The 25,750-nt window shown below is 63.0% G+C and carries 23 protein-coding genes; 5 read left to right on the forward strand and 18 right to left on the reverse strand.

Annotated features, from left to right (window positions below):
- Positions 1-121: 121 nt before the first annotated feature.
- On the forward strand, positions 122-1,015 hold the full coding sequence (locus FJ946_RS18080; RefSeq protein WP_140564197.1) for an SDR family oxidoreductase: 894 nt from the start codon (positions 122-124) through the stop codon (positions 1,013-1,015).
- Positions 1,016-1,054: 39 nt separating this feature from the next.
- Here the strand turns inward: FJ946_RS18080 and FJ946_RS18085 are convergent, their stop codons facing one another.
- From FJ946_RS18085 to FJ946_RS18095, 3 genes are all read right to left on the reverse strand, one after another.
- Entirely contained in the window at positions 1,055-2,095 is a 1,041-nt protein-coding gene (locus tag FJ946_RS18085) for an aldehyde reductase (RefSeq protein WP_140564198.1), read from the reverse strand.
- A gap of 40 nt (positions 2,096-2,135) precedes the next feature.
- Positions 2,136-4,055, reverse strand: coding sequence for a potassium transporter Kup (locus FJ946_RS18090; RefSeq protein ID WP_140495382.1), 1,920 nt, complete (start codon positions 4,053-4,055; stop codon positions 2,136-2,138).
- Between the two features lie 103 nt (positions 4,056-4,158).
- Entirely contained in the window at positions 4,159-4,899 is a 741-nt protein-coding gene (locus FJ946_RS18095) for a pyridoxine 5'-phosphate synthase (RefSeq protein ID WP_140564199.1), read from the reverse strand.
- A gap of 112 nt (positions 4,900-5,011) precedes the next feature.
- Between FJ946_RS18095 and FJ946_RS18100 the strand changes: the two genes are divergently transcribed.
- A complete protein-coding gene (locus FJ946_RS18100) occupies positions 5,012-5,413 on the forward strand; it encodes an STAS/SEC14 domain-containing protein (RefSeq protein ID WP_140521265.1) in 402 nt (133 codons plus the stop codon).
- Here the strand turns inward: FJ946_RS18100 and FJ946_RS18105 are convergent.
- The 9 genes from FJ946_RS18105 to FJ946_RS18145 all read right to left on the reverse strand — a co-directional run bounded on the left by FJ946_RS18105 (position 5,406) and on the right by FJ946_RS18145 (position 16,177).
- A complete protein-coding gene (locus tag FJ946_RS18105) occupies positions 5,406-6,533 on the reverse strand; it encodes an ATP-dependent RecD-like DNA helicase (protein ID WP_140516474.1) in 1,128 nt (375 codons plus the stop codon). The two genes, FJ946_RS18100 and FJ946_RS18105, sit on opposite strands and share 8 nt — an antisense overlap.
- Positions 6,534-6,672: 139 nt before the next feature.
- The gene (locus FJ946_RS18110; RefSeq protein WP_181167329.1) at positions 6,673-7,035 is read right to left on the reverse strand and encodes a nitrile hydratase accessory protein; all 363 of its coding nucleotides are present in this window, start codon (positions 7,033-7,035) and stop codon (positions 6,673-6,675) included.
- A complete protein-coding gene (gene nthB / locus FJ946_RS18115) occupies positions 7,022-7,681 on the reverse strand; it encodes a nitrile hydratase subunit beta (RefSeq protein ID WP_140559565.1) in 660 nt (219 codons plus the stop codon). Before nthB ends, FJ946_RS18110 begins: the two co-directional genes overlap by 14 nt.
- On the reverse strand, positions 7,678-8,301 hold the full coding sequence (gene nthA, locus FJ946_RS18120; RefSeq protein ID WP_140564200.1) for a nitrile hydratase subunit alpha: 624 nt from the start codon (positions 8,299-8,301) through the stop codon (positions 7,678-7,680). Before nthA ends, nthB begins: the two co-directional genes overlap by 4 nt.
- A 73-nt stretch (positions 8,302-8,374) precedes the next feature.
- Positions 8,375-11,536 carry an efflux RND transporter permease subunit gene (locus FJ946_RS18125; RefSeq protein WP_140564201.1) on the reverse strand — a complete coding sequence of 1,054 codons (3,162 nt, stop codon included), beginning with the start codon at positions 11,534-11,536 and terminating at the stop codon, positions 8,375-8,377.
- Entirely contained in the window at positions 11,533-12,819 is a 1,287-nt protein-coding gene (locus tag FJ946_RS18130; protein ID WP_140564202.1) for an efflux RND transporter periplasmic adaptor subunit, read from the reverse strand. Before FJ946_RS18130 ends, FJ946_RS18125 begins: the two co-directional genes overlap by 4 nt.
- A 215-nt stretch (positions 12,820-13,034) precedes the next feature.
- Complete coding sequence (locus tag FJ946_RS18135) at positions 13,035-13,631, reverse strand: LysE family translocator (RefSeq protein ID WP_140516483.1); 597 nt, start codon at positions 13,629-13,631, stop codon at positions 13,035-13,037.
- A gap of 109 nt (positions 13,632-13,740) precedes the next feature.
- The gene (gene ilvN / locus FJ946_RS18140; RefSeq protein WP_023676680.1) at positions 13,741-14,313 is read right to left on the reverse strand and encodes an acetolactate synthase small subunit; all 573 of its coding nucleotides are present in this window, start codon (positions 14,311-14,313) and stop codon (positions 13,741-13,743) included.
- An 82-nt stretch (positions 14,314-14,395) separates the two neighbouring features.
- Positions 14,396-16,177 carry an acetolactate synthase 3 large subunit gene (locus FJ946_RS18145; protein ID WP_140564203.1) on the reverse strand — a complete coding sequence of 594 codons (1,782 nt, stop codon included), beginning with the start codon at positions 16,175-16,177 and terminating at the stop codon, positions 14,396-14,398.
- A 445-nt stretch (positions 16,178-16,622) separates the two neighbouring features.
- On the opposite strand from FJ946_RS18145, the gene FJ946_RS18150 reads away from it, so the two are divergent.
- Positions 16,623-18,425, forward strand: coding sequence for an NAD(P)/FAD-dependent oxidoreductase (locus tag FJ946_RS18150; protein ID WP_140564204.1), 1,803 nt, complete (start codon positions 16,623-16,625; stop codon positions 18,423-18,425).
- 73 nt (positions 18,426-18,498) lie between these two features.
- Here FJ946_RS18150 and FJ946_RS18155 read toward each other — a convergent pair whose 3' ends face one another.
- Both FJ946_RS18155 and FJ946_RS18160 read right to left on the reverse strand, forming a co-directional pair.
- A complete protein-coding gene (locus tag FJ946_RS18155; protein WP_140516488.1) occupies positions 18,499-19,089 on the reverse strand; it encodes an HD domain-containing protein in 591 nt (196 codons plus the stop codon).
- Entirely contained in the window at positions 19,086-20,237 is a 1,152-nt protein-coding gene (locus tag FJ946_RS18160; protein WP_140564205.1) for a gamma-butyrobetaine dioxygenase, read from the reverse strand. Before FJ946_RS18160 ends, FJ946_RS18155 begins: the two co-directional genes overlap by 4 nt.
- Positions 20,238-20,355: 118 nt before the next feature.
- On the opposite strand from FJ946_RS18160, the gene FJ946_RS18165 reads away from it, so the two are divergent.
- Entirely contained in the window at positions 20,356-21,243 is an 888-nt protein-coding gene (locus tag FJ946_RS18165) for a LysR family transcriptional regulator (RefSeq protein WP_140559560.1), read from the forward strand.
- 3 nt (positions 21,244-21,246) lie between these two features.
- Here the strand turns inward: FJ946_RS18165 and FJ946_RS18170 are convergent, their stop codons facing one another.
- Genes FJ946_RS18170 through FJ946_RS18180 form a run of 3 tightly spaced genes read right to left on the reverse strand, consistent with a single transcriptional unit; the run spans position 21,247 to position 22,694 of the window.
- Positions 21,247-21,768 (reverse strand): GNAT family N-acetyltransferase, encoded by a 522-nt coding sequence (locus FJ946_RS18170; RefSeq protein ID WP_140564206.1) that lies wholly within the window; start codon positions 21,766-21,768, stop codon positions 21,247-21,249.
- Positions 21,769-21,817: 49 nt separating this feature from the next.
- The gene (locus FJ946_RS18175; RefSeq protein WP_140516495.1) at positions 21,818-22,126 is read right to left on the reverse strand and encodes a hypothetical protein; all 309 of its coding nucleotides are present in this window, start codon (positions 22,124-22,126) and stop codon (positions 21,818-21,820) included.
- A gap of 4 nt (positions 22,127-22,130) precedes the next feature.
- The gene (locus FJ946_RS18180) at positions 22,131-22,694 is read right to left on the reverse strand and encodes an XRE family transcriptional regulator (protein ID WP_140564207.1); all 564 of its coding nucleotides are present in this window, start codon (positions 22,692-22,694) and stop codon (positions 22,131-22,133) included.
- Between the two features lie 154 nt (positions 22,695-22,848).
- Here FJ946_RS18180 and FJ946_RS18185 point away from each other — a divergent pair, with 154 nt between their 5' ends.
- Positions 22,849-24,681, forward strand: a complete 1,833-nt coding sequence (locus FJ946_RS18185; protein WP_140553686.1) for an ATP-binding protein — start codon at positions 22,849-22,851, stop codon at positions 24,679-24,681.
- A gap of 220 nt (positions 24,682-24,901) precedes the next feature.
- Here the strand turns inward: FJ946_RS18185 and FJ946_RS18190 are convergent, their stop codons facing one another.
- Entirely contained in the window at positions 24,902-25,693 is a 792-nt protein-coding gene (locus tag FJ946_RS18190; RefSeq protein ID WP_140495351.1) for a GGDEF domain-containing protein, read from the reverse strand.
- Positions 25,694-25,750: the final 57 nt, after the last annotated feature.

Raw genomic sequence — 25,750 nt, forward strand, 5'->3', positions numbered from 1 at the left:
GATGTGCCTACCTCCCGAAAAACTGCCTCCTTTACGGTGGCAGGTCAATTCCTATTTTAGTGCTAGTCTCTTTCTGAGACCACTAGAGCACCCACCGCTTCGGCACAAATCAGGATCTCCGATGACCGAAACCCTTCTCGTCACCGGCGCCTCCGGCCAGCTTGGCCGCGGCGTCATCCGCTATCTCCTGGACGCGCATAAAACTCCGCCTGCAAAGATCATCGCCACCACGCGCAATCCCGAAAGCCTGGCAGATTTGGCGGTGCGCGGCGTCGTTGTCAGGGCCGCAGACTTCAACGACTCCGCTTCGCTGGAAACCGCGTTCAAGGGTGCCGACAAGGCGCTGATCATTTCGACCGGCGATCTCGATCTCAAAAGCGGCAAGCGCCTGAAGCAGCACGAGAATGCAGTCGCGGCGGCCAAAAACGCCGGCGTTTCGCACTTGCTCTACACCTCGATGCCCAACCCGGAACCGGTGTCGCCGGTCCTGTTTGCCGGTGACCACTACAGCACCGAGCAGGCAATCAAGGCGAGCGGCATCCCCTACACGATCTTCCGCAACGGCTGGTACCAGGAGAACCTGTTCATGGCGCTGCCGCACGCGATCGCCTCGGGGCACTGGTACACGTCCGCCGGCGAAGGCCGCATCGCCCATGGCGCACGCGACGACATGGCAGCGGCGATCGCCGCCGGTGTCGCTTCCGGCTCGACCGACAGCAAAACGTACACGCTGACTGGCCCGCAAGCGTACACGACGGCCGAGATCGCCGCCCTCGTCAGCGAAGTCACCGGCAAGCCGCTCGATGTCATGCAGGTTTCGGATGATGTCCTGACGGAAGGGGTAAAGGCATCAGGCGTTCCCGAGGATTTTGCCGGCGTCATCGTTTCCTTCGACGTCAACACGCGTGCCGGCCGCATCGCCATGGTGACGGACGCGATCGAGATGCTTTCCGGCAGGACGCCAAGGACGTTGAGACAATTCCTCGAGGCGAACAAGGCTGCCCTGGCAGGTTGAAATCCACGCGGCGGGAAGTCTGTTCTCGACTTTCCGCCCCTACTTCGATGTTTTGATCAGGCCGTGCCGAATAAGGCTCTCTCCGGTCGCAGCCAGCGCGTCTTCGCGCGAACGCGGCTTCCAGCCGAGCATGCGCACCGCCTTGGCATTGGTGGCATTCTTGACCTTGCCCAACTCAGGCACGAGCTGCGCGACTTCCGGATTGAACAGTCCCACCATGCGCACCAGCCAATCGGGAAGCTCTCTGGTCGAAACGCGCTTCGCCGCATTGCTGAGCCGCTTTTTCAAGGTTTGCGCGATTTCCCGCACGGTCATGAAATCGCCGGCGACCGCCAGGAAGCGCTCGCCGTTGGCAGCTGGATCGGTCATGGCGCGGACATGCAGGTCCGCCACGTCGCGTGCATCGACGACGCCGAAGGACAGACGCGGCAGGCCCGGCATGGCGCCATTCATCATGCGTTGGACAAATTCGGTGGAGGTCGAATGGTCCGGGCCAAGTACAGGCCCGAAGATGCCGACGGGGTTGACGGCAGCAAGCTCCAACCCGCCCCCCTCGGCGGCGATAAAATCCCAGGCCGCGCGCTCGGCGAGCGTCTTCGACTTCACATAGGCGCTGACCCTTCCCATCGGATCGGTCCAGCTCTCCTCGGTGAACGGACGGCTGTCGGGCGGCATCTTGCCGTAGCCGACAGCCGCGAAGGAGGACGTCAGCACGACGCGTCTGACGCCGGCATCTCGTGCCGCCCGCAGCACCCGCAACGCGCCTTCACGGGCCGGAATGATCAGCTCGTCATCATGCTTGGGCACGCCGGGCGGGAACGGCGAGGCGACATGCAGGACATAGTCGCAGCCTGCAGCGGCTAGCGGCCAGCCGGCATCGCTCATGAGATCGGCGATTGCAAAGGAGAGCCTGTCATCCGGCTCGACGCCACCTGCCTTGAGCATGGCCAGGACATCGGCTTGCCGCCCGGCCGAGCGCACGGTGGTGCGCACGCGGTAGCCCGCCTTCAGCAGTTCAAGGATACAGTGGGCGCCGAGAAAGCCAGATCCGCCGGTGACAAGCACCAATTCGCCGCTCATGCCCGTCCCCCGAAGCGTCAGCCCAAGGCGATCGAGACAGTCAGATCGCCACCTGCGTGCCGATCTCTACCACACGGCCGGTCGGTATCTGGAAATATTCGGTGGCGTCGGCCGCCGTGCGCGCCAGCCCGATGAACAGCCGGTCCTGCCACACCGGCATGCCGGAATTGGGCGAGGCTTTCAGCGAGCGCCGGGACAGGAAGAAGGACGTCGTCATGATGTCGAACTTCCAGCCTTGCTTGCGGCAGATCGCCAGCGCGCGCGGGATGTTGGGCTGCTCCATATAGCCGAAGGTCAGCGTCACCCGCATGAACAGCTCGTTGACCGTCTCCATCTTGACCCGGTCGCTGTCAGGCACCACCGGCTGCGGCGCGGTTACCACCGAGAGGATCACATTCTGCTCGTGCAGGACCTTGTAGTGCTTCAGGCTGTGCATCAGCGCGGTCGGCGCGCTGAGCGGATCGCTGGTCAGGAACACCGCGGTGCCGGATACCAGCTGCGGCTTCTTCTTCAACAGATTGCCGGCCAGGAAATCGAGCGGGATCTCGTTGCGGCGGGTCTTGTCGAAGAGATAACGGCTGCCGCGCACCCAGGTCCACATCGCCAGAACGATGGTGAAGGCCACCGCCAGCGAGGCCCAGCCGCCTTCGAACACCTTGACGATGTTGGAAGCAAAGAAGCCGACATCGATGAAACCGAACAACGCCGTCATCGCGACAGCCACCCACAGCCGCCATTTCCAGATGCGGGTCATGACGACAAACAGCAGCACCGTGGTCACCAGCATGTTGCCGGTCACCGAGATGCCGTATGCCGAAGCCAGCCTGCTGGATTCGCCGAAGCCCACCACCAGCATCATCACCACCAGCGCCAGCAACAGGTTGACGCGCGGCATGTAGATCTGGCCGGACTGTTTTTCCGACGTGTGCAGGATTTCCAGCCGTGGCAGCATGTTGAGCTGCACCGCCTGCCTGGTCAGCGAGAATGCGCCTGAAATCACCGCCTGGCTGGCGATGACCGTCGCGGCGGTCGCCAGCACCACCATCGGGATCAGCGTCCAGCCTTCGTTCATTTCGAAGAAGGGATGCCCGACCACGCCGTTCTTGGCCAGCACGAAGGCGCCCTGGCCGGCATAGTTGAGCAGCAGGCAAGGGAACACGATCGCCAGCCAGGCGAGCACGATCGGCTTGCGGCCGAAATGGCCGAGATCGGCATAGAGCGCTTCGGCGCCGGTGACCGCAAGGAAGATGGCGCCGATGGTGACGAAGGCGACATCGGGCGAATTGATCAGGAAGGCGACGATATAGTGCGGGCTGATCGCCCACAGGATTTCCGGATCGGCGATGATATGGTTGAGACCGGACAGGCCGATGGCCAGGAACCAGACCGCGGTGATCGGGCCGAAGATCAGCGCTACGCCGCCGGTGCCGAAGCGCTGCACCGAAAACAGTACCGCCAGGATGACCAGTGTCAGCGGCACGACATAGGGCTGGAAGGTCGGCGTGACGACGTTCATGCCCTCGACCGCCGACAGCACCGAAATTGCCGGGGTTATGACGGCGTCGCCGAAAAACAGCGAGGCGCCGACGATACCGATGCCCAGGATGATCGCCGAGCGCTTCGGGAAACTGCCGCGCGCCAATGCCATCAACGATAGCACGCCGCCTTCGCCGCGGTTGTTGGCGCGCAGCACGAACATGATGTATTTGATGGTGACGATGATCGTCAGTGACCAGATGATCAGCGAGAGAACGCCAAGAATGTCGCCACGGTCGGCCACTTCGCCGCCCGACGACGCCACCAGCGCCTCGCGGAACGCGTAGATCGGGCTGGTGCCGATATCGCCGTAAACAACGCCGAGCGCGCCGAGCATCAACACCTTGGTGCTGTGCTGCTCGATTTCAGGATGGCTCGATTGTTCGACGGTTTCTGCCTCACTACCAGTGTTGGCAAGGGCCATGAACGACACTCCGATAAGCGGGCGGTGCTCTACGCTTGCTGCGATGCAATATCAAGTACCGTCGCGTTATGGCTGCCATGCTTTGCACGCGAGGCTGCCACCATTACCACCCGCAAGCCCTGAGAAAGCGGCCCACCGTGCCGGCCATGCCATACTCCAACGCGTCGGCTGTCAACCCATGTCCGATCGACACTTCGGCCAATGCCGGAACGCGTCGCGCCAAGGCCGGCAGGTTGCTCACGGTCAGATCGTGCCCGGCATTGACCTCGAGGCCCGCGACAAAGGCCGCATCGGCCGTTTTTCCCAGTCTTTCCAGCTCCTTGGCCGCCTTGGCGGAATCGGCATGGCAACTGCCATAAGGTCCCGTGTAAAGCTCGATGCGGTCGGCGCCGGTATCGCGCGCGGCGTTTATGCCGGCAGGATCCGCATCGGAGAACAACGAGACCCGGAAACCGCCCTTCTTCAGGCGTCTCACGATCGGTGTCAGGAACGCTGCATCGGCGATGAAGTTCCAGCCATGGTCCGACGTTGCCTGGGAGGGATCGTCGGGCACCAGGGTCACCTGTTCCGGCTGGTGCTTTTCCACGAGCGCCAGGAAATGCTCGGTCGGATGGCCCTCGATGTTGAATTCGGCCCGCGGGAACTCATCGTCGATCAAGGCCCTGATCTCAGGCAGGTCTGAAAGGCGGGTATGGCGCTCGTCCGGGCGAGGATGCACCGTCAGCCCATGCGCTCCCGCCGCAAGCGCGATGCGGCCAAGCCTGATCACATCAGGCCACGGCAGGTCGCGCCGGTTGCGCAGCATGGCGATGGCGTTGAGATTGACGGAAAGCTTTGCGGGCATGGCTTCGGATCCTGCTCGATTTCGGCGCATCTATACCGCCTTTGACGGGAACAGATAGGGGGTTTCCGGTGTTCCAGAAGATCGGATGACGTTTGTGAAAGGATACGATCCCTTGAATTTCCTCGAAGCCGTGCCGGCAATCCGGCGCATCGATACGGACCGTGAGGATCTCTTCGCCATCGATATCGTCGGCCATGTCTCGGCGGCCGACGCGGAAAACCTGTTCGGCCTGCTCGAAGCGGCTTACGCGCTTCACCCGCGAATCGATGTGCTGGTGCGCGTGATCGATCATGACGGCGTCGACTGGAGCGACATATCGGACGAGACGCTGCGACAGGGCGCGGTCCAGGCCGCAGAGCATATCGGCCGTTGTGCCGCGATCGGCGAGCCGGACTGGACGGCGCAGGCGCGAGACTTCCTCCCTACCCCGCCGCCGGTCGAACTCAGGCATTTCAAAGACGAGGCCGATGCCTGGCAATGGCTCGGCGCCAGGCAACTGGGCTCCGCTACCTGACGATCGTCAACCGTTCGGCCGCCCGGGTGATCGCGGTGTAAAGCCAGCGCTGGCGCGTTTCCTTGAACGCCCAGCTTTCGTCGAACAGCACGATCTCGTTCCACTGCGACCCCTGCGCCTTGTGCACGGTCAGGGCATAGCCATAGTCGAAATCATCGAACCGCTTCTTCTGCTGCCACGGGATATCGGCGTCGGGATCCTCGAACGCCGCCTTGAGCAGCTTGATCTTGGCGACACCGCGGTCCGGATCATCCTCTTCGGGCGACACCAGAAGGTTGATGCCAGGTTTCACCGTCTCGCGCGACGAGGTCATCACCTTCCACAGCGAGCCGTTGAGCAGGCCCTTGGCCGGGTCGTTGCGCAGGCACACCAGCTTGTCGCCGGCCTGCGGATAGTCGGCATTGAACCCCTTGAGCTCGCGCAGGCGCTGGTTGTAGCGGCGGCGCGTGCGGTTGGTGCCGACCAGCACCTGGTCCGCCCTCAGCACTAGGTCCTGGTTGACGTCTTCCTTGCCGATCACCTGCGCAGTGCCGTAGTCGCCGCGCATGAATTCGCGCCCCTCGCGCACGTCGAGCGCCAGCCGCAGGATCGGATTGTCGCGCGCCTGCCGGTGGATTTCGGTGAGCAGGAAATCCGGCTCGTGGTCGGTGAAGAAGCCACCGCCCGAGATCGGCGGCAACTGGCCGGGATCGCCCAGCACCAGGATCGGCGTGCCAAAGCTCAAGAGGTCACGGCCAAGCTGCTCGTCGACCATCGAGCATTCGTCGATGATGACCAGTTTCGCACGCGAGATCGGGCTCTGCCGGTTGAGCGAAAAAGTCGGCGACATCGACGTCTTGCCAGTCACCTCGTCTTCGACCGATTCCTCCCCCTTGGGCCTGTAGATCAGCGAATGGATGGTGCGGGCATTGACCGCGCCCTTGGAGCGCAGCACCTGCGCCGCCTTGCCGGTGAAGGCGGCGAACTGCACCTGGCCGTCGACATGTTCGGCGAAATAGCGCGCCAGCGTCGTCTTGCCGGTGCCGGCATAGCCGAACAGCCGGAACAATTGCGGCTTGCCGGCCTTGAGCCAGCGCGCGACCGCCTGCAGCGCCTCGTCCTGTTGGGGTGAAAATTCCATCTGATCGTGTGACCGGATTCGCGAGAGAAAGACAAGATAGCGCCACCGCCATCGACGCGGCCTGGTGGCGAACTCCCTGCGCTTCAGCCTATCAGGCGAGAACGGGAACGTAAAGGGAACGGGCGCCATGTCCGCGCGATCACCCGACGGCGTGCGGATCGTTCTCCAGCAGGATCGGCTTGCCGTGCGGCGTGGCATGCGCGGCGCGCTCCCAGGCCCGTGCCATTGCATCGACATCGGGCTTGGCGGCCAATCCTTTCGACGCCAGCAGCGCTTCCAGCGCCGCCAACCAATGTTCGTAATAGTCATGGCCGTCAGCCCCGGCGCCGGGTTTCTTCACTTCGGCCGACAGTGCCTGCGCCCACTCGCTCCACGAAAACAGGCCCTTGTCGTGCAGCGCCACCGTCATCGCGAAGGCTTCGGCCTGCCAGGGCTCGGCGAAGACGGGCGCATCGAGGCCGGCGGGCAGACCGGCAGGCCCGTTCGCCTCAGGCCGGTTCAAGATAGTTCTCCCAGGCATCGATGGACACGGTCAGCGTCGGATCGGCCCCGTCGCCCCAGATCTCGGCTCCGTCGAAAACCACCGTATAGACCCATTGCGGGTTCTCGCCCTGCCCATGCGCGTTGGTGTCCGGGAATACAAAGCCGTCGCGCACCGCTTCGATCCTCCCATGCTTGCCACGCGCGTAGCGCGGCAGCCTGGTGTGGCCGGTCGGATTGAAATTCCTGGTCCGCACGCGGTCGCCGGCCCTGAACCGCGGCGCCGTTTCGACCGGCCGGTTGCACGGAGCGCCCTTGGCCAGCACGGCCGGAACGTCATCGGTCTTCAGCACTCTTTTGGGCGTCGCCGCCGCATCGATCGCCTCGCCTGCCTTGAGATCACGCTCGCTGACGAAACCATGGCGCTTGAGCAGGGTTTCCAGCGCCTTGATCCAGATCTGGTAGTAGCTGGAGGCATAATAGTCGGCCGGATGCAGCGATTCCCGCGCATGCCGGCTCTCATCGATATTCCAGGCGCCCATGGCGCCGGCGGTGAGCGTCACGCCGAGCGCCCGCCGCTCCCAGTCGGTATGGAAATACGGCTCGTCCCGTTCCGGCGCCACCGGCCCGAATCCCATCTGTCCGCCGACATCCTGCGGGCCGTTCATGCCGGATCCCCCGTTCTTTCCGGTTTTTGGGCTAGCACAGTGCCGATCATCGCATCGCGGCTTACCAATTCGGACAAGCGCTCCTCACTCCAGCCTTCGGTTCCTTGAGGCCGCATCGGGACGACGAGATAGCGTAACTCCGCGGTCGAATCCCAGACGCGTATCTTTGTCGAGGCCGGCAGCGTCAGCCCGAATTCCTCAAGCACGCCGCGCGGATCGATGACCGCGCGCGAGCGATAGGGCGGCGCCTTGTACCAGACCGGCGGCAGGCCGAGCACCGACCACGGATAGCAGGAGCACAGCGTGCAGACGACGAGATTGTGAGTCTCTTCGGTGTTGAACACCGCCTGCATGTGCTCGCCTTGCCGGCCGGTATAGCCCAGCGATCCGATCGCCGCCGTAGCATCGCGCTTCAGCCAGTCGGCAAAAGCGGGATCGCTCCAGGCCTTGGCCACCACCCTCGCGCCGTTGCGGGGACCGATCTTAGTCTCGTAGGTATCGACGATGACATCGATCGCGGCCGGATCGATCAATCCCTTGCGGGTGAGAATGGTTTCCAGCGCGCGCACGCGAGCGGCAAACGGATCGAGTTCGTTGTCGTGGTCATGATCGTGGGACATGGCCACAAACTACGGCTGCGATCCGCCGGCCGCAAGCATGACGACTTGGGCCAGTGGGCGCGACGCGGATACACTACTCCGCGGCCGTCTTTTGCGGCTCGCCTCGGATTTCGTCATCATCGTCGAACAGCGAAGGCTGATCCCCCGCTTCGACCAGATGCAATTCGGGCTTGCGCTTCGGCATCAGCCCGACCAGCCAGCCCGAGAAATTTTCCATGTAGACATAGATTACCGGTGTGACGAACAGCGTCAGCGCCTGCGAGGCGAGCAGACCGCCGACAACGGCGACGCCCAGCGGCTGGCGCAGCTCCGCGCTGGCGCCCGTGCCGAGCGCGATCGGGAACGTGCCCATCAAGGCGGCCAGCGTCGTCATCATGATCGGCCGGAACCGCATCAGGCAGGCCTTGTGGATGGACTCGGTGGCCGACATTCCTTCTCGTCGCAATTCGAGCGCGACGTCGACCATCATGATGCCGTTCTTCTTGACGATGCCGATCAGCATCAGGATGCCGATCACCGCGATGACGGACAGGTCCATGCCGGCGAAGCGCAAGGCGACAACCGCTCCCAGCACAGCCGATGGCAAGCCTGTGAGGATCGTGAGCGGATGGATGAAGCTCTCATAGAGAATGCCAAGCACGATATAGATGGTGAGGATCGCGCCGCCGATCAGCAGGCCCTGGTTGGCGAGCGAATCCTGGAAGGTCTTGGCTGTGCCGGCAAAGCTGGTCGAGATCGTCTCCGGCATGCCGATCTGCTCCTTGAGCGCGTCGATGCGGCTCACGCTGTCGCCGAGCGCCACGCCTTGCGGCAGATTATAAGAGATCGTCACGGCCGGAAGCTGGCCGAGCTGGTTGACCGTCAAGGCGCCGGCCGTGCGATCGACCCGGGCGAAGGCGCCAAGCGGAACCAGGGAGCCGCTCGCCGTCCTCATCTGGATGGCCAGCATCCGCTCCGGCGACCACTCGATCTTGGGATCGAGCTCGGTGATGACTTCGTAGCTGTCGGCGGAGCCGAAGATCGTCGAAACCTGGTCGGTGCCGAACCCGCCATAAAGCGCCGAGCGCAGCGTGTCGGTGTCGATGCCGAGCTGGGCCGCCTTGTCGCGATCCACCACCAGCGTCGCCTGCAGCGCATTGTTCTGCAAATCGCTGGTGACGTCGGTGAAGGTCGCATGATCGGCCGCCATCGCGTCATTCAGTTTCTGCGCCCAGATGTCTGTCTGGCCGGTGTCGAGGCCCTGAACCACGAGCTGGTAGGCGCTGGCAGACGAGCGCGAACCCAGCCTCAGATTCTGCACAGGCTGCATGTAGGTCTCGATGCCCGCGACGCCGGCCAATTGCTTGCGTAGATCCGCAAGCACCTTCTCGATATTGGGCCGCTGGTCCTTGCCCTTGAGCTGGACGAAAAGCTGCCCCTGGTTGAGCGCATTGTTGCCGCTGCCCGCCGACCACGCAACATGGTCGACATAGGGCGAATGCGAGAACACGCTGGCCACCTGCCCCTGCAGCTTTGCCATGGCGTCGAACGAGATGTCCTGGCGCGCAATGGTCGTCACCGATATCTGGCCGATATCCTCCTGCGGGAAAAAGCCCTTCGGCGAGACCTCGATCAGCCACACCGACGCCGCCGCGGTGCCTATGAAGACCAGGAACACCAGGAAAGTGTGCCGCAGACAGAAGCTCAGGATCCGGTCGTAGCCGCGGGTGATGAAATCGCGCCTGTGGCCATCGCCATGCGCCTCGCGGTCGGCCTTGGTCACCGACAGCAGCCGCGAGCACAGCATCGGCGTCAGCGTCAGCGACACGAACATTGACGCCAGGATGGCGACCGTCACCACGACGGCGAACTCGTTGAAGATGCGCCCGATGACGCCGCCCATCAGAAGCACCGGGATGAACACGGCCACGAGCGAGATCGAAATCGAGATGATGGTGAAGCCGATTTCGCGCGCGCCCTTCAGCGACGCATCGAACGCCGACAACCCATCCTCCTCCATATGGCGGAAGATGTTTTCCAGCATCACGATGGCATCGTCGACGACGAGGCCGACCGCGAGCGTCAGGCCCATCAGTGAGATGTTGTCGATGGAAAAGCCGAACAGGAACATCGCGCCGAGCGTGGCGATCAACGAGATCGGCACCGCCACGGCCGGGATGATGGTCGCCGTAACGCGGCGCAGGAACACGAAGATCACCATGACCACCAGTGCGATGGTCAACAGCAGCGTGAACTGCACGTCGTCCACGGCCTGGCGGATCGAGGTCGAACGATCGTTGAGCAGCTTGATCTGGGCGGCGGCCGGCATCTGGTCCTGGAAGGACGGCAGCATCGCCTTGACCTTGTCGACGACGTCGACAGTGTTGGCGTCGGGCTGGCGCTGCACCGCCATGATGATCGCGCGCGTGCCGTCATACCAGCTCGCAGTCGTCGTGGTCTGCACCGAATCAACGACGCGCGTCACCTCGCCCAGCCGCACCGGATGACCGTTCTTGGTGGCGATGATGAGGTTGGAGAATCCGGCGGCGTCGGTCAGCTGCGTATTGGCCGTGATCGTCAACTGCTGTTTGTTGTTCTTCAGAACGCCCAGCGGGGTGTTGGAGTTGGCGGATGCGATCGCCGCCTGCAGCTGGTCGATCGAAATGCCGCGCGCGGCAAGCGCGGTCGGATCGATCTGAATGCGGACTGCATATTTCTGCTGGCCGAAGATGGAGACCTGCGCCACGCCGTCGATGGTCGACAGCGACGGCGAGATGACGTTTTCGGCGAAAGCATCGAGATCGGTCAGCGGAACCGTATCGCTGACCAGCGACATCAAAAGGATCGGCGCGTCGGCCGGATTGACCTTGCGGTAGCTCGGCGGCGAGGTCATCTGGGGCGGCAGCGATCTTTGCGTGCGCGCGATCGCTGCCTGCACGTCCGCGGCCGCGGCATCGATGTCGCGGTTGAGCACGAACTGGATGGCAATCGAGGTCTGGCCGAGCGAGTTGGTGGTCGAGATCGAGTCGATGCCGGCAATGGTGGCGAATTGCTTGATCAGCGGCGTCGCCACCGACGTTGCCATCGTCTCCGGCGAGGCTCCGGGCAGCTGAGCCGAGACGTTGACGACGGGGAATTCGGCACTGGGCAGCGCGGCCACCGGGAGGAACTTGTAGGCGAACAGCCCGCCCAGAACGAGGGCGAACGACATCAGGAGGGTGGCGACAGGCCTGCGAATGCAGAACTCGGAGATCATTGGGCGGCCTCGCGGGCCTTGTCGGCTTGCGCGACCTTGGGTGCTGCCTGGTCGCCGGGTCCGGCGGATGCCTTGCCTTCGTGCACGGCAGCCCCGTTCCTCAGTCGCGTCTGGCCTTCGATAACAACCTTCTCGCCGCTTTTCAGGCCATCGCTGATGGCGCTGTTCTGACCTTCGGTCAGCGCCACTTGCACCGGCCGCATTTCGACTGTGTTGTCAGGCTTGACCACATAGACGAACGGTCCCTTCTGGCTGGGCTGCACCGCGACCGTGAGGACGGACGTCATCTGCGGCATGATGCCGGCGTCGAGCACGACATTCACATATTGGCCCGGCCACAGCGACAGATCGGCGTTGGGTATGCTGGCTCGCGTTGCAATGGTGCCGGAAGCGGTATCGACGCTGGAGTCGACGAAATCGAGCGTGCCCTTGCCAATCGGTGTCGGGTTCCCGTCCTGGGTCAGGGTCACTGCCCCTTGCTGTGGCTTTGCCAGTGCCTTGTGCAGCAGCGCAAGGTTGCTTTCGGGCAGGTTGAAGTTCACCTGCAGGGGATCCATCTGAGTGATGGTGACGAGCGGGGTCGAGGTACTGCTGCTGCCATTGCTGGTGGTCACGAGATCGCCCACGGCAACGTTGACCGCGCCAAGCCTGCCGGAAATCGGCGCGGTAATCGTGGCAAAGCCAAGCTGGACATTGTCTGCATCGATTGTCGCCTTGTCGGCATCGACAGTCGCTGCCGCCGCCTTCTGCGCGGCAACGGCCTGGTCGTAGGTCTGCTGCGTACCGGCCTGCTTGGCGACAAGATCCTTGGCGCGCTGAAGATCGGAATTCGAACTGGCAAGCAGCGCCTGATCCTTGGCGAGCGTCGCCTGATCCTTGGCGAGCTGCGCCTTCAAGGCACGGTCATCCAGCGAAAACAGGAGATCGCCGGTTTTCACCATCTGCCCGTCCTTGACGTCGATCGACACGATCTGGCTGGACACGCGCGCGTTGATGCTGACCACGGCGGGAGAGGAGACGAAGCCGATGGCGTAGCGCCGGACCGGGAAATCGGCCGTCGTTGCCGTGGCCGAGATGATCGAGGCCGAACGGGCGCCAGTGCCGCCGGCCGCCTGCTTGGCCCCTGCCTGCGGATCCTGCCTATCCGGCGTCGGCTTGTCCGACGCGACCTGCTTTGCACCGATGATCTGCCGGGCCCTGCTCAGCGTGTCGGGAGACAGATAGAGCCAGGCCGCGCCTGCGCAGGCGACCGCAAGCAATGAAAGAATGACTTTTCCACGCATCGACAAAAGACCCTCTCCGTCCGACACGCCATAGCCAGGTGGTCGTATTCTAGCTCAAATCACGACGCCCTGCCGCGATTTCGCTGAATAGATAGGACAGGGCTTTGGCGGAAAAGGGCCAAAACACGGCATTACGAAGATTTAATGTGCACTGCACAATGGATGGGCTGGCCACCATGATCGCGTGCAAAAGGCGGATCGCGAACCTGGACAACTCACCGCAGCATCGGCCAAAGCGTCGCGGCCAGCAACACGCCCATGGCGATGTTGAACCACTTCAGCCGCACTGGATCGGACAGGAAACCGCGCAGCGCCGTGCCGAATCCCGCCCACACTGAAACGCTCGGCAGGTTGACGATGGTGAAGGCCACCGAGATCAGCGCCACCGACAGGAACGGATGCTCCGGATTGGAGTAGACGGCCATGGCGGTGATCGCCATCACCCAGGCCTTGGCATTGACCCACTGGAACGCCGCCGCCTCGATGAAACGCATCGGCCGCGCCTTCGTCTCGCCTTTGCCGCTGAGCGAGCGTGACATGGCGATTTTCCAGGCAAGGTAGAGCAGATAGGCGGCGCCGGCGATCTTGAGCGCGGTGTGCAGCGCCGGGAACGCCGTCAGCACGGCGCCAAGACCAAGGCCTACCGCCAGCAGCAAGACAAGAAACCCGATGCTGATGCCGAACATATGCGGCACGCTCCTCACCAGGCCGAAATTCACACCTGAGGCGAGCAGCATCAGATTGTTAGGCCCGGGCGTGATCGAGGTCACGAAGGCGTAGACAAGCAAGGCGAGGAATGCGTCGAGCGACATGATATCCTCCCAGATAAGCCAGTATTATTGTCTCTTCCAACGACCGCACAAAGGCCACCCTCGGCCGGTGGCCGATCCCGTCGTCACGCTGTGGAGAAACTTACCGGTGCTACATCCCCTGCGGGCCACGGTTCATCGCCGCCACGCCGGTGCGGCAGATCTCTACCAGGCCGAGCGGCTTCATGATGGCGATGAACTGGTCGAGCTTGGAGCCCTTGCCGGTGATCTCGAAGATGAAATGCTCGGTGTTGGCGTCGATGACGCTGGCGCGGAAGGCATCCGCCAGGCGCAGCGCCTCGACGCGGGCCTCGCCGGTGCCGGCGACCTTGACCAGCGCCAGTTCCCGCTCCAGCGGCCGCTCCTGGCCGAACTCCTGCGAGCGCACGGTGAGGTCGACGACGCGGTGGACCGGCACGATGCGCTCGAGCTGGTGCTTGATCTGCTCCAGCACATGCGGCGTGCCGCGCGTCACGATGGTGATGCGCGACAGATGTTTCTCATGCTCGGTTTCCGAGACTGTCAGGCTCTCGATGTTGTAGCCGCGCCCGGAAAACAGGCCGATGACCCGGGCAAGCACGCCCGGCTCGTTGTCGACCAGCACGGAAAGCGTGTGGTTCTCGGGCTTTTCCGTTTCCTTGGCGATGAAATAGGCGGAGCCGGTCGGTTGTAGCTGTGCGTTCATGATGTGAATCTCGACTTCAAACTCTTGGATCTAATCTCTGTTTACGCACGGCTTCTCGCGACAGCCCTGCCTCTGTCCGCTGCTAAACCAGTTCCCTGCCCTTGGCGTCGATGGCGTTGGCCACCGCTTCGTCCGTCGCCTCGTCCGGCAAGAGCATCTCATTGTGCGCCTTGCCCGACGGGATCATCGGGAAGCAGTTGGCGAGCGTCGCCACGCGGCAGTCGAACAGCACCGGCTTTCTGACCGAGATCATCTCTTTGATGGCATCGTCCAGCTCGTCCGGCTTGTCGCAGCGAATACCGTGGCCGCCATAGGCTTCGGCCAGCTTGACGAAATCAGGCATGGCTTCGGTGTAGGAATGCGACAGCCGGTTGCCGTGCAGCAGCTGCTGCCATTGCCGCACCATGCCCATATACTGGTTGTTGAGAATGAAGATTTTGATCGGCGCGTCGAACTGCACCGCGGCACTCATCTCTTGCATCGTCATCTGCACCGAAGCGTCGCCGGCGATATCGACGACCAGCGCGTTCGGATGCGCGATCTGCACGCCCAGTGCCGCCGGCAAGCCGTAACCCATCGTGCCGAGCCCCCCGGACGTCATCCAGCGGTTCGGCTTCTCGAAATGGTAGTGCTGGGCCGCCCACATCTGGTGCTGGCCGACCTCCGTCGTGATGTAGGTGTCCATGTCCTTGGTCAGGGCATAGAGCCGCTGGATGGCATATTGCGGCATGATCACGTCGTTGTTCATCTTGTACGCGAGCGAATCGCGCGCGCGCCATTTGGCGATCTGCTCCCACCAGGGATAGAGCGCCTTCTTGTCGGCCTTGGCGGTTGCCCGCCACAGCCGCACGAGATCCTCCAGAACCCGGCCGACATCGCCGATAATGGGCACGTCGGTGTGGACGTTCTTGTTGATCGAGGACGGATCGATGTCGATATGGATCTTCTTCGAGTTCGGCGAGAACGCGTTGAGCCGGCCGGTGATGCGGTCGTCGAAGCGCGCACCGATGCAGACCATCACGTCGCAATCATGCATGGCCATGTTGGCTTCGTAGGTGCCGTGCATACCGAGCATGCCGAGCCAGTTCTTGCCAGATGCCGGATAGGCGCCGAGCCCCATCAGCGTCGAGGTGATCGGGAAACCGGTGAGGTCGACCAGTTCGCGCAGCAGATGGCTCGCTTCCGGACCGGAGTTGATGACGCCGCCGCCGCTGTAGATGATCGGCTTCCTGGCACCGGCCAGCAGTTCGACCGCCGCCTTGACCTTCTCCAGGTCGCCCTGCACCTTCGGCTGATAGCTGGTGCGAGGCGCGGTTTGCGGAGAAACATAAAAACCCTTGGCGAACTGCACGTCCTTCGGGATGTCGACCACGACAGGACCGGGACGGCCGGTGGTGGCGACATGGAAGGCCTCATGAATGGTTGCGGCAAGCTCGTTGACGTCCTTCACCAGCCAATTGTGCTTGGTGCAGGGGCGCGTGATGCCGACCGTGTCGCACTCCTGGAAAGCGTCCGAACCGATCAGCGAGGTCGGCACCTGCCCGGTCAGGCACACCAGCGGGATCGAATCCATCAGCGCGTCCTGCAAAGGCGTCACCGCGTTGGTCGCGCCCGGACCCGATGTCACCAGCATGACGCCTGCCTTGCCGGTCGAGCGCGCATAGCCCTCGGCCGCGTGGCCGGCGCCCTGCTCGTGCCTCACCAGGATGTGCTCGACGTCGTCCTGCTGGAAGATCTCGTCATAGATCGGGAGAACCGCGCCGCCCGGATAACCGAAGACATGCTTGACGCCATTATCCTTCAGCGCCTGCACCACCATTTCGGCGCCAGTCATTTCGCGCCGCTCGCTCTGTCCGTTGCTCATCGGTTTGGTCCCGTACTGTCCGCCATCTGGCGATTTGCTGGTCGTTTAGTCGTGTTTCAGGCAATAAAAAAGGCCCCCGAGGGAGCCTGTGTGTTGCGCATGGGAGGTTTTCGCCCGGCGGTTACACCGCCTTGCCCACGCGCCTTCCTACGAGAATGAGTGCCTTTTTCATGGTGGCGAACCATAAGGGTGAAAGCAGCCGTTCGTCAATGGGGTCGATTCCGCTTTCATGCCGGCTTGCCCGGTGCATGGCACGAAGCACGCGCACGCCGTCATTTAGACCCGGCTCGACGTCGGGTCGCTGGTCAAACCCTTGAAAACAAGCCGAACTATTTGGCGACGTGACGCGGCCCATGGTTTGCCGCGATACTGCCCGAGGCCGGACCCCAAGCTCGGCAAAGGCAGCTCGCAACGAGGCCGATCAACAAAAACGCGGAGGAAACTGATGCTCGACAAGGCCCCGAACAGGAAGCTTTCCGACCTTCTCGAACGATTTGGCGCGGCCCTTGCCGCCGGCGACGTCGACAAGGCGGTCGAATGCTTCCAGGAAGATTGTTATTGGCGCGACCTCGTCACCTTCACCTGGAATATCAAGACCATGGAAGGCCGCGATCAGGTGCGTGACATGCTGGAAAGCCAGCTATCGAAGACGAAGCCATCACATTTCGCCATCGCCAGGGGCGAGGACGCGACCGAGGCGAACGGGGTGATCGACGGCTGGATCAGCTTCGAGACGAATGTGGCGCGCGGCTTCGGCCATATCAGGTTGAAGGACGGCAAGATCTGGACGCTGCTGACCACAATGGTCGAGCTGAAAGGCTATGAAGAGCCGGCCGGCTTCGCCCGGCCCATGGGCGCCAAGCACGGCTCCGGCAGGAACCGCCCGACCTGGAAGGAAGAGCGCGAGAAGGAAGCGGCCGAGCTTGGCTTCAAGACGCAGCCCTATACGGTCATCATCGGCGGCGGCCAGGGCGGCATCGCGCTTGGCGCACGGCTCCGGCAGCTCGGCGTGCCGACGATCATCATCGAGAAGAATGAACGTGCCGGCGACAGCTGGCGCAAGCGCTACAAGTCGCTCTGCCTGCACGATCCGGTCTGGTATGACCATTTGCCCTACATCGATTTTCCCCGGAACTGGCCGGTTTTCTCGCCCAAGGACAAGATCGGCGACTGGCTGGAAATGTACACCAAGGTGATGGAGCTGAATTACTGGTCCTCAACCGAGGCCAAGAGCGCTTCCTACGACGAGGAGAACAAGGAATGGACGGTTGTCGTCCACCGCGACGGCAAGGACATCACGCTGAAGCCGAAGCAGCTGGTGCTGGCCACCGGCATGTCCGGCCGTCCCAATCTGCCGAAGTTCAAGGGCATGGAGAATTTCAAGGGCGATCAGCACCACTCCTCCAAGCACCCCGGCCCCGACCAATATGCCGGCAAGAAGGTTGTCGTCATCGGCTCCAACAATTCCGCGCACGATATTTGCGCAGCACTGTGGGAAGCCGGCGTCGACGTCACCATGGTGCAGCGATCGACCACCCACATCGTCAGATCCGACACGCTGATGGATATCGGGCTTGGCGCGCTCTACTCGGAGCAGGCGGTGCAGAACGGTATGACCACCGCCAAGGCCGACCTCATCTTCGCCTCCCTGCCCTACAAGATCCTGCACGAGTTCCAGATTCCGCTTTATGAGAAGATGAAGGAGCGCGACGCGGCGTTCTACAAGGGCCTGGAAAAGGCGGGGTTCATGCTCGACTGGGGCGACGACGGCTCCGGCCTGTTCATGAAATATCTCAGGCGTGGCTCCGGCTACTACATCGATATCGGCGCTTCGCAGCTGATCATCGATGGCGCCATCAAGCTCAAGAGCGGCGTCGATGTGGCCGAGATCAAAGAACATTCCGTCCTGCTCAGCGATGGCACCGAACTGCCGGCGGACGTCATCGTCTACGCCACCGGATACGGCTCGATGAATGGCTGGGCGGCGGAGCTGATCTCAAAGGAGGTTGCCGACAAGGTCGGCAAATGCTGGGGACTCGGCTCGAACACCACCAAGGATCCCGGCCCATGGGAAGGTGAGCAGCGCAACATGTGGAAGCCGACGCAGCAGGAGGCGCTCTGGTTCCATGGCGGTAACCTGCACCAGTCGCGCCATTATTCGCAGTTCCTGTCGCTGCAGTTGAAGGCCAGGCAGGAAGGCATTGCGACGCCCGTCTATGGGCTGCAGCAGGTTCACCACAAGGGATAAGCCAGATCGTGGCGAAAAACCGAGGGAGGCGCGGTTTTGGACCGCGCCTCCCTTTCCTGATCGGTGCGATCGGCTACGCCGCCTGGTCGGCCGCGAACCGCGCCACCACGCGTTCTAGCAACGGCACATAGTCGCGAAACGTGCGCGTCCTCATGTCGGCGACCTTGCCGCCCTCGTCCCAGATGCGGACGCGCACCGCCTCTTCGTGAAACGGGTTCTTGCGGAACCCGGCCACCTCGTCCGGGCTCATCGGCCCGCCCTGCAACGACAGCGTATGAACCGAAGCCGGCGACAGCTTGTCGAAATAGGTCGGGTCGGTGGCGCAGAGATAGCGCTTGGCCGAGACATGCAGCCTGACGCATTCGACGATGACCGGCGGGAAGAACGGCGCCAGCACCTCGCCGCCGGCCTCGTCATGGTGCTTGTCCTCGACGTCATCGGGCGAATAGGTACCGAACTCGCTGGTGTAGTGGCCGATATCGTGCAGCAGGGCTGCTGCCACCAGTTCTTCCGGCGCACCATCCTGCTCTGCGAGCCAGGCGCCCTGCAGCATATGCTCGGACATGGTCACCGGCTCGCCGAGATAGGATTCGGCTCCCCGGCGCTCGAAGATATCGGCGATGAATTCGACGATGTTGCCGGCGTTCAGATCATGTGGGTTCATTCCGCCGCCTCCTTGAAACCGTGCTCGATCGCCGCCAACGTCGACAGCAGGCCGTCCTTGTCGGCATAGCAGCCCTGCAGCCAGCGTTTCCCGGTTCCCGAAAACGCTTTGCGCGCATGCATGACGCGGGTGTTGTCGACGATGAAGGCTTGCCCCGGCTCGAGCTTGAACGTTACTTCGAAGGCCGGATCCTCGATCAACTCCGCAAAGCGGCGATAGGCGGCGTAGTAGGCATCCATCTCGGCGAAAGGCACGTCGACGGTCGGCGCCAGCGAGCGGTTGTTGAAGCGGATGCAGATCAGTTCGCCGTCCGGCCCGAGTTCGATCATAGGCCGCTTCGCCTGCAGCCGCACGCCGGTCGATCCGGCATATTCGAACCGGGCAGGATGCGAACTCAGGAGTCGGAAGCCTTCGGGGTTCTCGGCCTGCAGGGCGGCCGCCACGGCGAACCCGTCGACCACGCTGGACTCACCACCCTCCACCGTGTTCTCGATACAGGACAGGATCTGCAGCGTCGGCACCGGGTCGCGATAAGGATTGTCGGTGTGCGCCTGGAGGCCGAGATTGGTGTAGGCCAGATTGTTCGGATTGACCTCGGCGCGCACTTCGAACCAGCGCCCGTAATTGGTCTCCCTGATGTAGCCGAACAGGTCGGAGACCTTGCACAGAGCGCCGGATTCGGCCGGCAGTCCGTCCATCACTGCAAAACCGTAGGCCCTCACCGCCAAGAGCCATTCCCGCAGCACACTGCGGCTGCGGCTTGCCTTCGGATAACCGGCGCGCGGCACCGAATTCTGCATCGTCGCCCTTGTCCAGCGCTGCACCGCGTCGGCGGTCCATCCGGACTGACGGGCCTCGGCGCGATCATAGGCATTGGCTCGAAGCCACGCCTCGGGAAAGCTGACCGTCTTCTTCTCGGGCACGAATCTGATCTCCACGGCATTGCCCTTGATCGAAGCGGCACCGATCCGCGTCTCGGCTGGAATATCGAGGATGGTGATCAGTCGCTGGCCGTTGCCGGCGCTGCGTGTCTTGTCGTCGAGTGCGTTGTCGCGAAGCCACATGGCATGGAACCGGCAGCGTGTGCCGTCCTTCCAGCCCAGTTCGATCATTCTTCCTGCGTCGCCTATCAGCGCATCGGTCAACATGGAGATGTTCCTGTCCATTGCGCCCCGCAGTCCGCTCAGCGGGGCCTCGATTGCATGTTGATCGAGCGAAAGGTACAATTGAAATTATCATTTTTCGGTCAATGGCTGCAAAATCGTAATGCCTGCGAGAACCATCCCCACCTTGCCCCCACTCGACTGGCTGCGCAGCTTCGAGGCAGCGGCGCGGCTTTCGAATTTTACGGCGGCGGCCGCCGAACTCGGCCTGACCCAGGCGGCCGTCAGTCAGCATGTCCGGCTCCTCGAGGATCGGCTGAAGACGCGTCTGTTCTCACGGCTGGCGCGGGGCGTCGCACTGTTGCCGGAGGGCGCCGCCTACTTGCCCCACATCCAATCAGCCTTCGCCACCATCGGCAGCAGCACGGCGGAACTGTTCGAGCCCCGCGCCGTCGAGACCGTCACCTTGCGGGCGCCGATCTCTTTCGCTTTGCTGGTGCTCGTTCCGAAGCTGCCCGACCTTGCCAAGGCGCTGCCGCGCATCCATGTCGACCTGGTGACGATCCATCGCCCGACCGACTATGACCTGCCGGGCTCAGCGCTGGACATCCGTTTCGGCAACGGATCCTTTCCCGGACGCCTGGCCGATAGGCTGACCGCCGAGCGGCTTGTGCCGGTGGCCGCCCCCGCCTTGGCCAGTGATGCCGACTGGACATCCCTGCCGCTGCTCCTGGTCGCCGGTGCGCGCGAGATGTGGGCGGAATGGTTCGCCGCGGCGGGATTGGCCGGTCACCCCAGGCGCTCGCATCGCTTCGACAGCTTCGTGGCTGCGATGGAGGCTGCGCGAGCCGGCGCGGGCGTGCTTCTGGGCTCGCGGCCGCTGATTGACGCGGCACTCGAAAGCAAGGCCCTGGCCAGGCTTTCCGATTTCGAGCTCCCGAGCACATCGGGGCATTTTCTGACCAAGGCACCGATCGCGCGACTGACCGGTGCCGAGCAGGATTTCCGCCAATGGCTGCTGTCGCGCCTCGGCGAGCCATCTCCGACATGACGTTCACCGGCCGATGCGCTTCCAGTAGATGAGCGTGCCGGTCAGCCCGCCATGGGGCTTCAATGCATAGTCCGGTATTTCCCCGGTCAGCGTGAAGCCCAGCCTCTCATCGAGCCCGGACGCCCCCTCTTCGGTCGCCGTATCCAGAACCAGAAGCGTGCGGCCCCTCTCCACCGCAAGGGCCTCGGCCGCTTGCATCAGGCGGGTCGCCACGCCTTTGCCTCGACGATCGAGGCGCGTCATCAGCTTGGCGATCTCGGCCCGGTGCGGCTGGTTGGGCGGACAGTCGAGCAGCAGCGTGACCGTGCCGACCAGCGTGTCTGCCTCCCACGCGCCAAGCACCACCCGCTCACCTCTTGCGGCCGCCGTCAGCGACGTGTCCCAGAACCTGCGGGCGGTTTCCGGCGCCAGCGGATGCATGAAGCTCACCGACCCGCCCGCGGCAACCGTTTCGACCAGAAGATCGCCAAGCAACGCCTGTGTCCGCGCGTCCTGCGTCAACATTCTGATCTCGATGGAATGCATGCTCGTTCTGCCTGGCTGAGATGGAAGGATCGATACGGTCGAACTGGCGTCAATCGAAAGCGCTGAATCGCTTTCCCTTGCGCGCCGCCTTGATCGCGGCGATGCGTTCGGTGTCCTCTTCCTGAAGGTGGCGTCCGCGTTCGAGGAGTTCGAGCGTGTATTCCTCATAGGTAAGTCCCAGCCGTTCCGCCTTGTCCACGCGCATCAGCATGACGTCGCGGCTCGGTGCTTTCCACGCCTTGGCATGCGCGGCCTGCCAGGCCAGGAAAATATAAGGATCGCCCTTGCCCCATGGCGGCCCCTTGTAGTCGTCGAGCGGCGGTCCCCCATTGTGGGAGCGCTTTGGACGTCTCGGCATGATGTCAGGCCCTGACCAGCGCGACGAGATAGTCGGCGCCCGCCTCGAGCGCATGGAAGGTGCAGTCCGACGGCGCGCCGAGCGCCAGACAGTCGCCGGGCTCGAGCCTGTGCACCAGATCGCCTTCGATGAATTCCAGCCGTCCGGAGATCAGCCATATCTGCTGTTTGATGAAGGCGTAGGATGCCGCGGGCAGGCTGACCTTGGCGCCCGCCGGCAGATGAACCCTGATCAGTTCGAGCGGCATGTCGCCGGCCGGCGAAAGATGCCGCCTGACATAGCCGGTGTCGGGATCGCGCCAGACGGGCTGGTCGCTCGCCCGCAGCAAGCCGCCGCCCTGCAATTCCGCGCGTGCGATAAGGGTCGACAGCGTCATGCCGAAGGCGGCGGCGATCCGCACCAGGAGCGCTGCCGTCGGGCTGGTCATGCCGCGCTCGATCGTGCTCAGCATGGCTTTGGAGACGCCGGAGCGCTCGGCGAGCTCGGCCAGGGACCAGTCCCGTATCGTCCTCTCGGCGTGTATCCGTCTGCCGATTGTCGAGGTAATGTCGTTCGTCATATCATCCATTCGTCTATTATAGCGAAAACCGATAGCTGGAAAAGAGCCTTGTCGCGACAATTTTCGCCGGCTTCTTAATCGTCCCTACACCATCCGGCCACACTCGACCTTAACCCCGTTCCTGTAGGCTTCGACGTGAGGGAAAATGGGGATTGGCCTGTCCATGTATGTCGAACGCGAAGCCTCGGTCGGAGAACCGACATCGCAGGAGCGCCGCAACGCCGAACAGAACGACAGGCGCATCCTGGGCAATGTCGTGCAATGCGACGGTGCGCGCGCCACCATCAGCGCCTTTGCGGACGACGTCGACGGCGCGGTGACCGGCCTGTGGACGGTCGGCAAGATGATCTCGGTCAATCTCGGCACCACGCGCACCGTCGGCCTGGTCTATGCGATCGGCAAGTCGGATCGCGCCTGGAACAGCGAAGGCCAGAACGCCATCGAGGTCAGCATCGAGCTGATCGGCGAAGTGCGCGACGGCGCCGAACCCGGCTCCAAGCCGATCTTCGACCGCGGCATCACCACCTATCCCCATATCGGCGCCATCGCGCACCGCATCCGCAGCCGTGACCTGCAGGCCGTCTACGATCTGGCCGGGCGTCATTCGATCACCATCGGCTCGCTGTCGCAGGACGAGGCGATCGCCGCCAACATCGCCATCGACGACACGCTGGCGCGCCACTTTGCCATTGTCGGCACCACCGGTGTCGGCAAGTCCACCGCCGTCTCGCTGCTGCTGCGCAAATCGATCGCGGCGCGGCCGGATCTGCGCATCCTGATCCTCGATCCGCACAATGAATTCGCCGCGTCGCTGCCCGAATATTGCGTCAAGGTCGATTCCAAGACGCTCGACCTTCCGTTCTGGATGTTCCGGCTCGAGGAATTCGCCGAGGTTCTATTTCGCGGCCGCGAGACCGTGCCCGACGAGATCGATGCGCTGCGCGACCTCATTCCGCTCGCCAAAAACCTCTATCGCAACCCCAATTCCGGTGCCTATCTCAGGCGCGGCAGCGATGCGCTGACCGCCGATACGCCAGTGCCCTACCGCATTGCCGATCTGCTCAAGCAGATTGACGAGCGCATGGGCATGCTCGAAAGCAAGAACGAGCGCCCGACGCTCAAATCGCTGAAGACGCGCATCGAATCGGCGGCAGCCGATCCGCGCTACCGTTTCATGTTCAACTCGCGCCTGATCGAGGACACCATCCACGAGACGATCGGCAACATCTTCCGCGTGCCGCATAACGGCCGCCCTGTGACCTGTTTCGAAATGGCCGGCATGCCGTCCGAAGTGGTCAATTCCGTCTGTTCGGTGCTGGCGCGCCTGGCGTTCGACCTTGCGCTGTGGAGCGAGGGCAAGCTGCAGCTCCTATTGCTGTGCGAAGAAGCGCATCGCTACATGCCGGCCGATGCGCGCCTCGGCTTCGCGCCGACAAGGCACGCGCTGTCGCGCATTGCCAAGGAAGGCCGCAAATATGGCTGCTATCTCGGCGTCGTCACCCAGCGCCCGGGCGAACTCGACCCGACCATCCTGTCGCAGTGCTCGACCTTCTTCGCCATGCGGCTCGCCAATGAGCAGGACCAGGCGATCATCCGCTCGGCCATCGCCGACTCGTCCGCCTCCACGCTTGCTTTCCTGTCGTCCATGGGCCAGCGCGAAGCGATCGCCTTCGGGGAAGGCGTGGCGACGACGATGCGGCTGAAGTTCGAGAGACTGCCGGCTGAACTGATCCCCGGCACGGCAAAGCGCGAACAAGCCATGTCGTCGAAAACCGGCGACGATGTCGATCTGGTGACGATCGTGGAACGGCTTCGCAACGTTCCAAAGCCGCAGCAGCAGGCGATGGCCTTTGCCGAAGTGGTCGATTCTGGCCGCCAGGCCGGCGATCCCGACTACCGCAAGCCGCCGGCCGCACGCGTGCAATCGGACGATGATTTCGACATGCGCTACGGCCTAAAGCCCGCCACCTTCGGCATGCGCCCCCAGAACGATTGAGCCTGCAAGCTCTCTGACGACCGGCCGGGAAGCCGCACACAAGCTCCAAAGGCTTCACATCATCGAACCAGCTTGGTCAAATCCCGAAAGGGAATTCATCAGGCCGGATTGAATGGCGTGGTTTCGAGAAGCCGGAGCGGAGCGGACATTCAGTCCGTGAGCACCGGAAGTCGAAAAAGCCGCGTCAGGCAACCGGCCTCGTGAATTCTTCTTCGGGATTTCAGGCGCAGACGCGGTTGCGGCCTTGCCTCTTGGCCTCGTAGAGCTGGCGGTCGGCGCGGCGATAGAATTCTTCCGCCGTCTCCTTGCGGTCCCAGACGGCAAGGCCGACGCTGGTGGTGATCTTGAGCCGGACATTGCCCGAAAGAACCGACATGTTGGCGATCGCCTTGCGGATACGCTCGGCGAATTTCGACAACAATTCCGCCTCCATGTTGGGCGTGACCACGGCGAATTCCTCGCCACCCAATCGCGCCACCACGTCATGGTAGCGCGTCATGTCCTTGAGACAGCTGGCGACGGCCTTGAGTACCTCGTCGCCAACGTCGTGGCCATGTGTATCGTTGACCTGCTTGAAATGATCAAGGTCGAGGATCATCAGCCCGACGGGTTTCTCGATGCGCTTGAACTCCTCGAGATATTCCTTCAGCGCGTCGTCGAAATAGCGCCGGTTCTGCATGCCGGTCAGGCTATCTGTCAGCGCCGCATGTTCGAACGTCTCGGAGCGGGCGCTCAGTGACACGGTCATGGCCCGCAGCTTGCCTTCCTCCGTCGCCTGCCTGCGGATCAGCGGGTAGATGAAGAAGATGCCGAAGAACAGCGCGGTCGCGAGCAGCACGCCCGTCGCGAAAAGCAGCTTGTTGAGGTAGATGACCTTGTCCAGGCCGGAGGCCGTGTGCAGTTCGGTGGCAAAGGATTGCAGCAGTCCATAGGCATGCAGCGTCACCAGGCCGGCGGCCAGGATCACGAAGATAAAGACGAAAAACGCCGATTCCGCCTTGTGGAAACGCATCTGCTCCCCGATGGAAAAATGCCCATCGACCTTATGGCATGGCGGGCCTTACGGAGG

It is taken from the genome of Mesorhizobium sp. B2-4-7 (assembly GCF_006442685.1).
GTDB lineage: Bacteria > Pseudomonadota > Alphaproteobacteria > Rhizobiales > Rhizobiaceae > Mesorhizobium.

Bases quoted from the DNA above. Each gene is read 5' to 3' on its own strand.
- FJ946_RS18125 (WP_140564201.1), bottom strand. From the start codon at position 11,536: ATGATCTCCGAGTTCTGCATTCGCAGGCCTGTCGCCACCCTCCTGATG.
- nthA (WP_140564200.1), bottom strand. From the start codon at position 8,301: ATGTCCCACGATCATGACCACGACAACGAACTCGATCCGTTTGCCGCT.
- FJ946_RS18080 (WP_140564197.1), top strand. From the start codon at position 122: ATGACCGAAACCCTTCTCGTCACCGGCGCCTCCGGCCAGCTTGGCCGC.
- nthB (WP_140559565.1), bottom strand. From the start codon at position 7,681: ATGAACGGCCCGCAGGATGTCGGCGGACAGATGGGATTCGGGCCGGTG.
- FJ946_RS18175 (WP_140516495.1), bottom strand. From the start codon at position 22,126: ATGCCGAGACGTCCAAAGCGCTCCCACAATGGGGGACCGCCGCTCGAC.
- FJ946_RS18085 (WP_140564198.1), bottom strand. From the start codon at position 2,095: ATGAGCGGCGAATTGGTGCTTGTCACCGGCGGATCTGGCTTTCTCGGC.
- FJ946_RS18185 (WP_140553686.1), top strand. From the start codon at position 22,849: ATGTATGTCGAACGCGAAGCCTCGGTCGGAGAACCGACATCGCAGGAG.
- FJ946_RS18105 (WP_140516474.1), bottom strand. From the start codon at position 6,533: ATGGAATTTTCACCCCAACAGGACGAGGCGCTGCAGGCGGTCGCGCGC.
- FJ946_RS18180 (WP_140564207.1), bottom strand. From the start codon at position 22,694: ATGGATGATATGACGAACGACATTACCTCGACAATCGGCAGACGGATA.
- FJ946_RS18155 (WP_140516488.1), bottom strand. From the start codon at position 19,089: ATGAACCCACATGATCTGAACGCCGGCAACATCGTCGAATTCATCGCC.
- ilvN (WP_023676680.1), bottom strand. From the start codon at position 14,313: ATGAACGCACAGCTACAACCGACCGGCTCCGCCTATTTCATCGCCAAG.
- FJ946_RS18170 (WP_140564206.1), bottom strand. From the start codon at position 21,768: ATGCATTCCATCGAGATCAGAATGTTGACGCAGGACGCGCGGACACAG.
- FJ946_RS18145 (WP_140564203.1), bottom strand. From the start codon at position 16,177: ATGAGCAACGGACAGAGCGAGCGGCGCGAAATGACTGGCGCCGAAATG.
- FJ946_RS18150 (WP_140564204.1), top strand. From the start codon at position 16,623: ATGCTCGACAAGGCCCCGAACAGGAAGCTTTCCGACCTTCTCGAACGA.
- FJ946_RS18130 (WP_140564202.1), bottom strand. From the start codon at position 12,819: ATGCGTGGAAAAGTCATTCTTTCATTGCTTGCGGTCGCCTGCGCAGGC.
- FJ946_RS18165 (WP_140559560.1), top strand. From the start codon at position 20,356: ATGCCTGCGAGAACCATCCCCACCTTGCCCCCACTCGACTGGCTGCGC.
- FJ946_RS18160 (WP_140564205.1), bottom strand. From the start codon at position 20,237: ATGTTGACCGATGCGCTGATAGGCGACGCAGGAAGAATGATCGAACTG.
- FJ946_RS18190 (WP_140495351.1), bottom strand. From the start codon at position 25,693: ATGCGTTTCCACAAGGCGGAATCGGCGTTTTTCGTCTTTATCTTCGTG.
- FJ946_RS18135 (WP_140516483.1), bottom strand. From the start codon at position 13,631: ATGTCGCTCGACGCATTCCTCGCCTTGCTTGTCTACGCCTTCGTGACC.
- FJ946_RS18090 (WP_140495382.1), bottom strand. From the start codon at position 4,055: ATGGCCCTTGCCAACACTGGTAGTGAGGCAGAAACCGTCGAACAATCG.
- FJ946_RS18095 (WP_140564199.1), bottom strand. From the start codon at position 4,899: ATGCCCGCAAAGCTTTCCGTCAATCTCAACGCCATCGCCATGCTGCGC.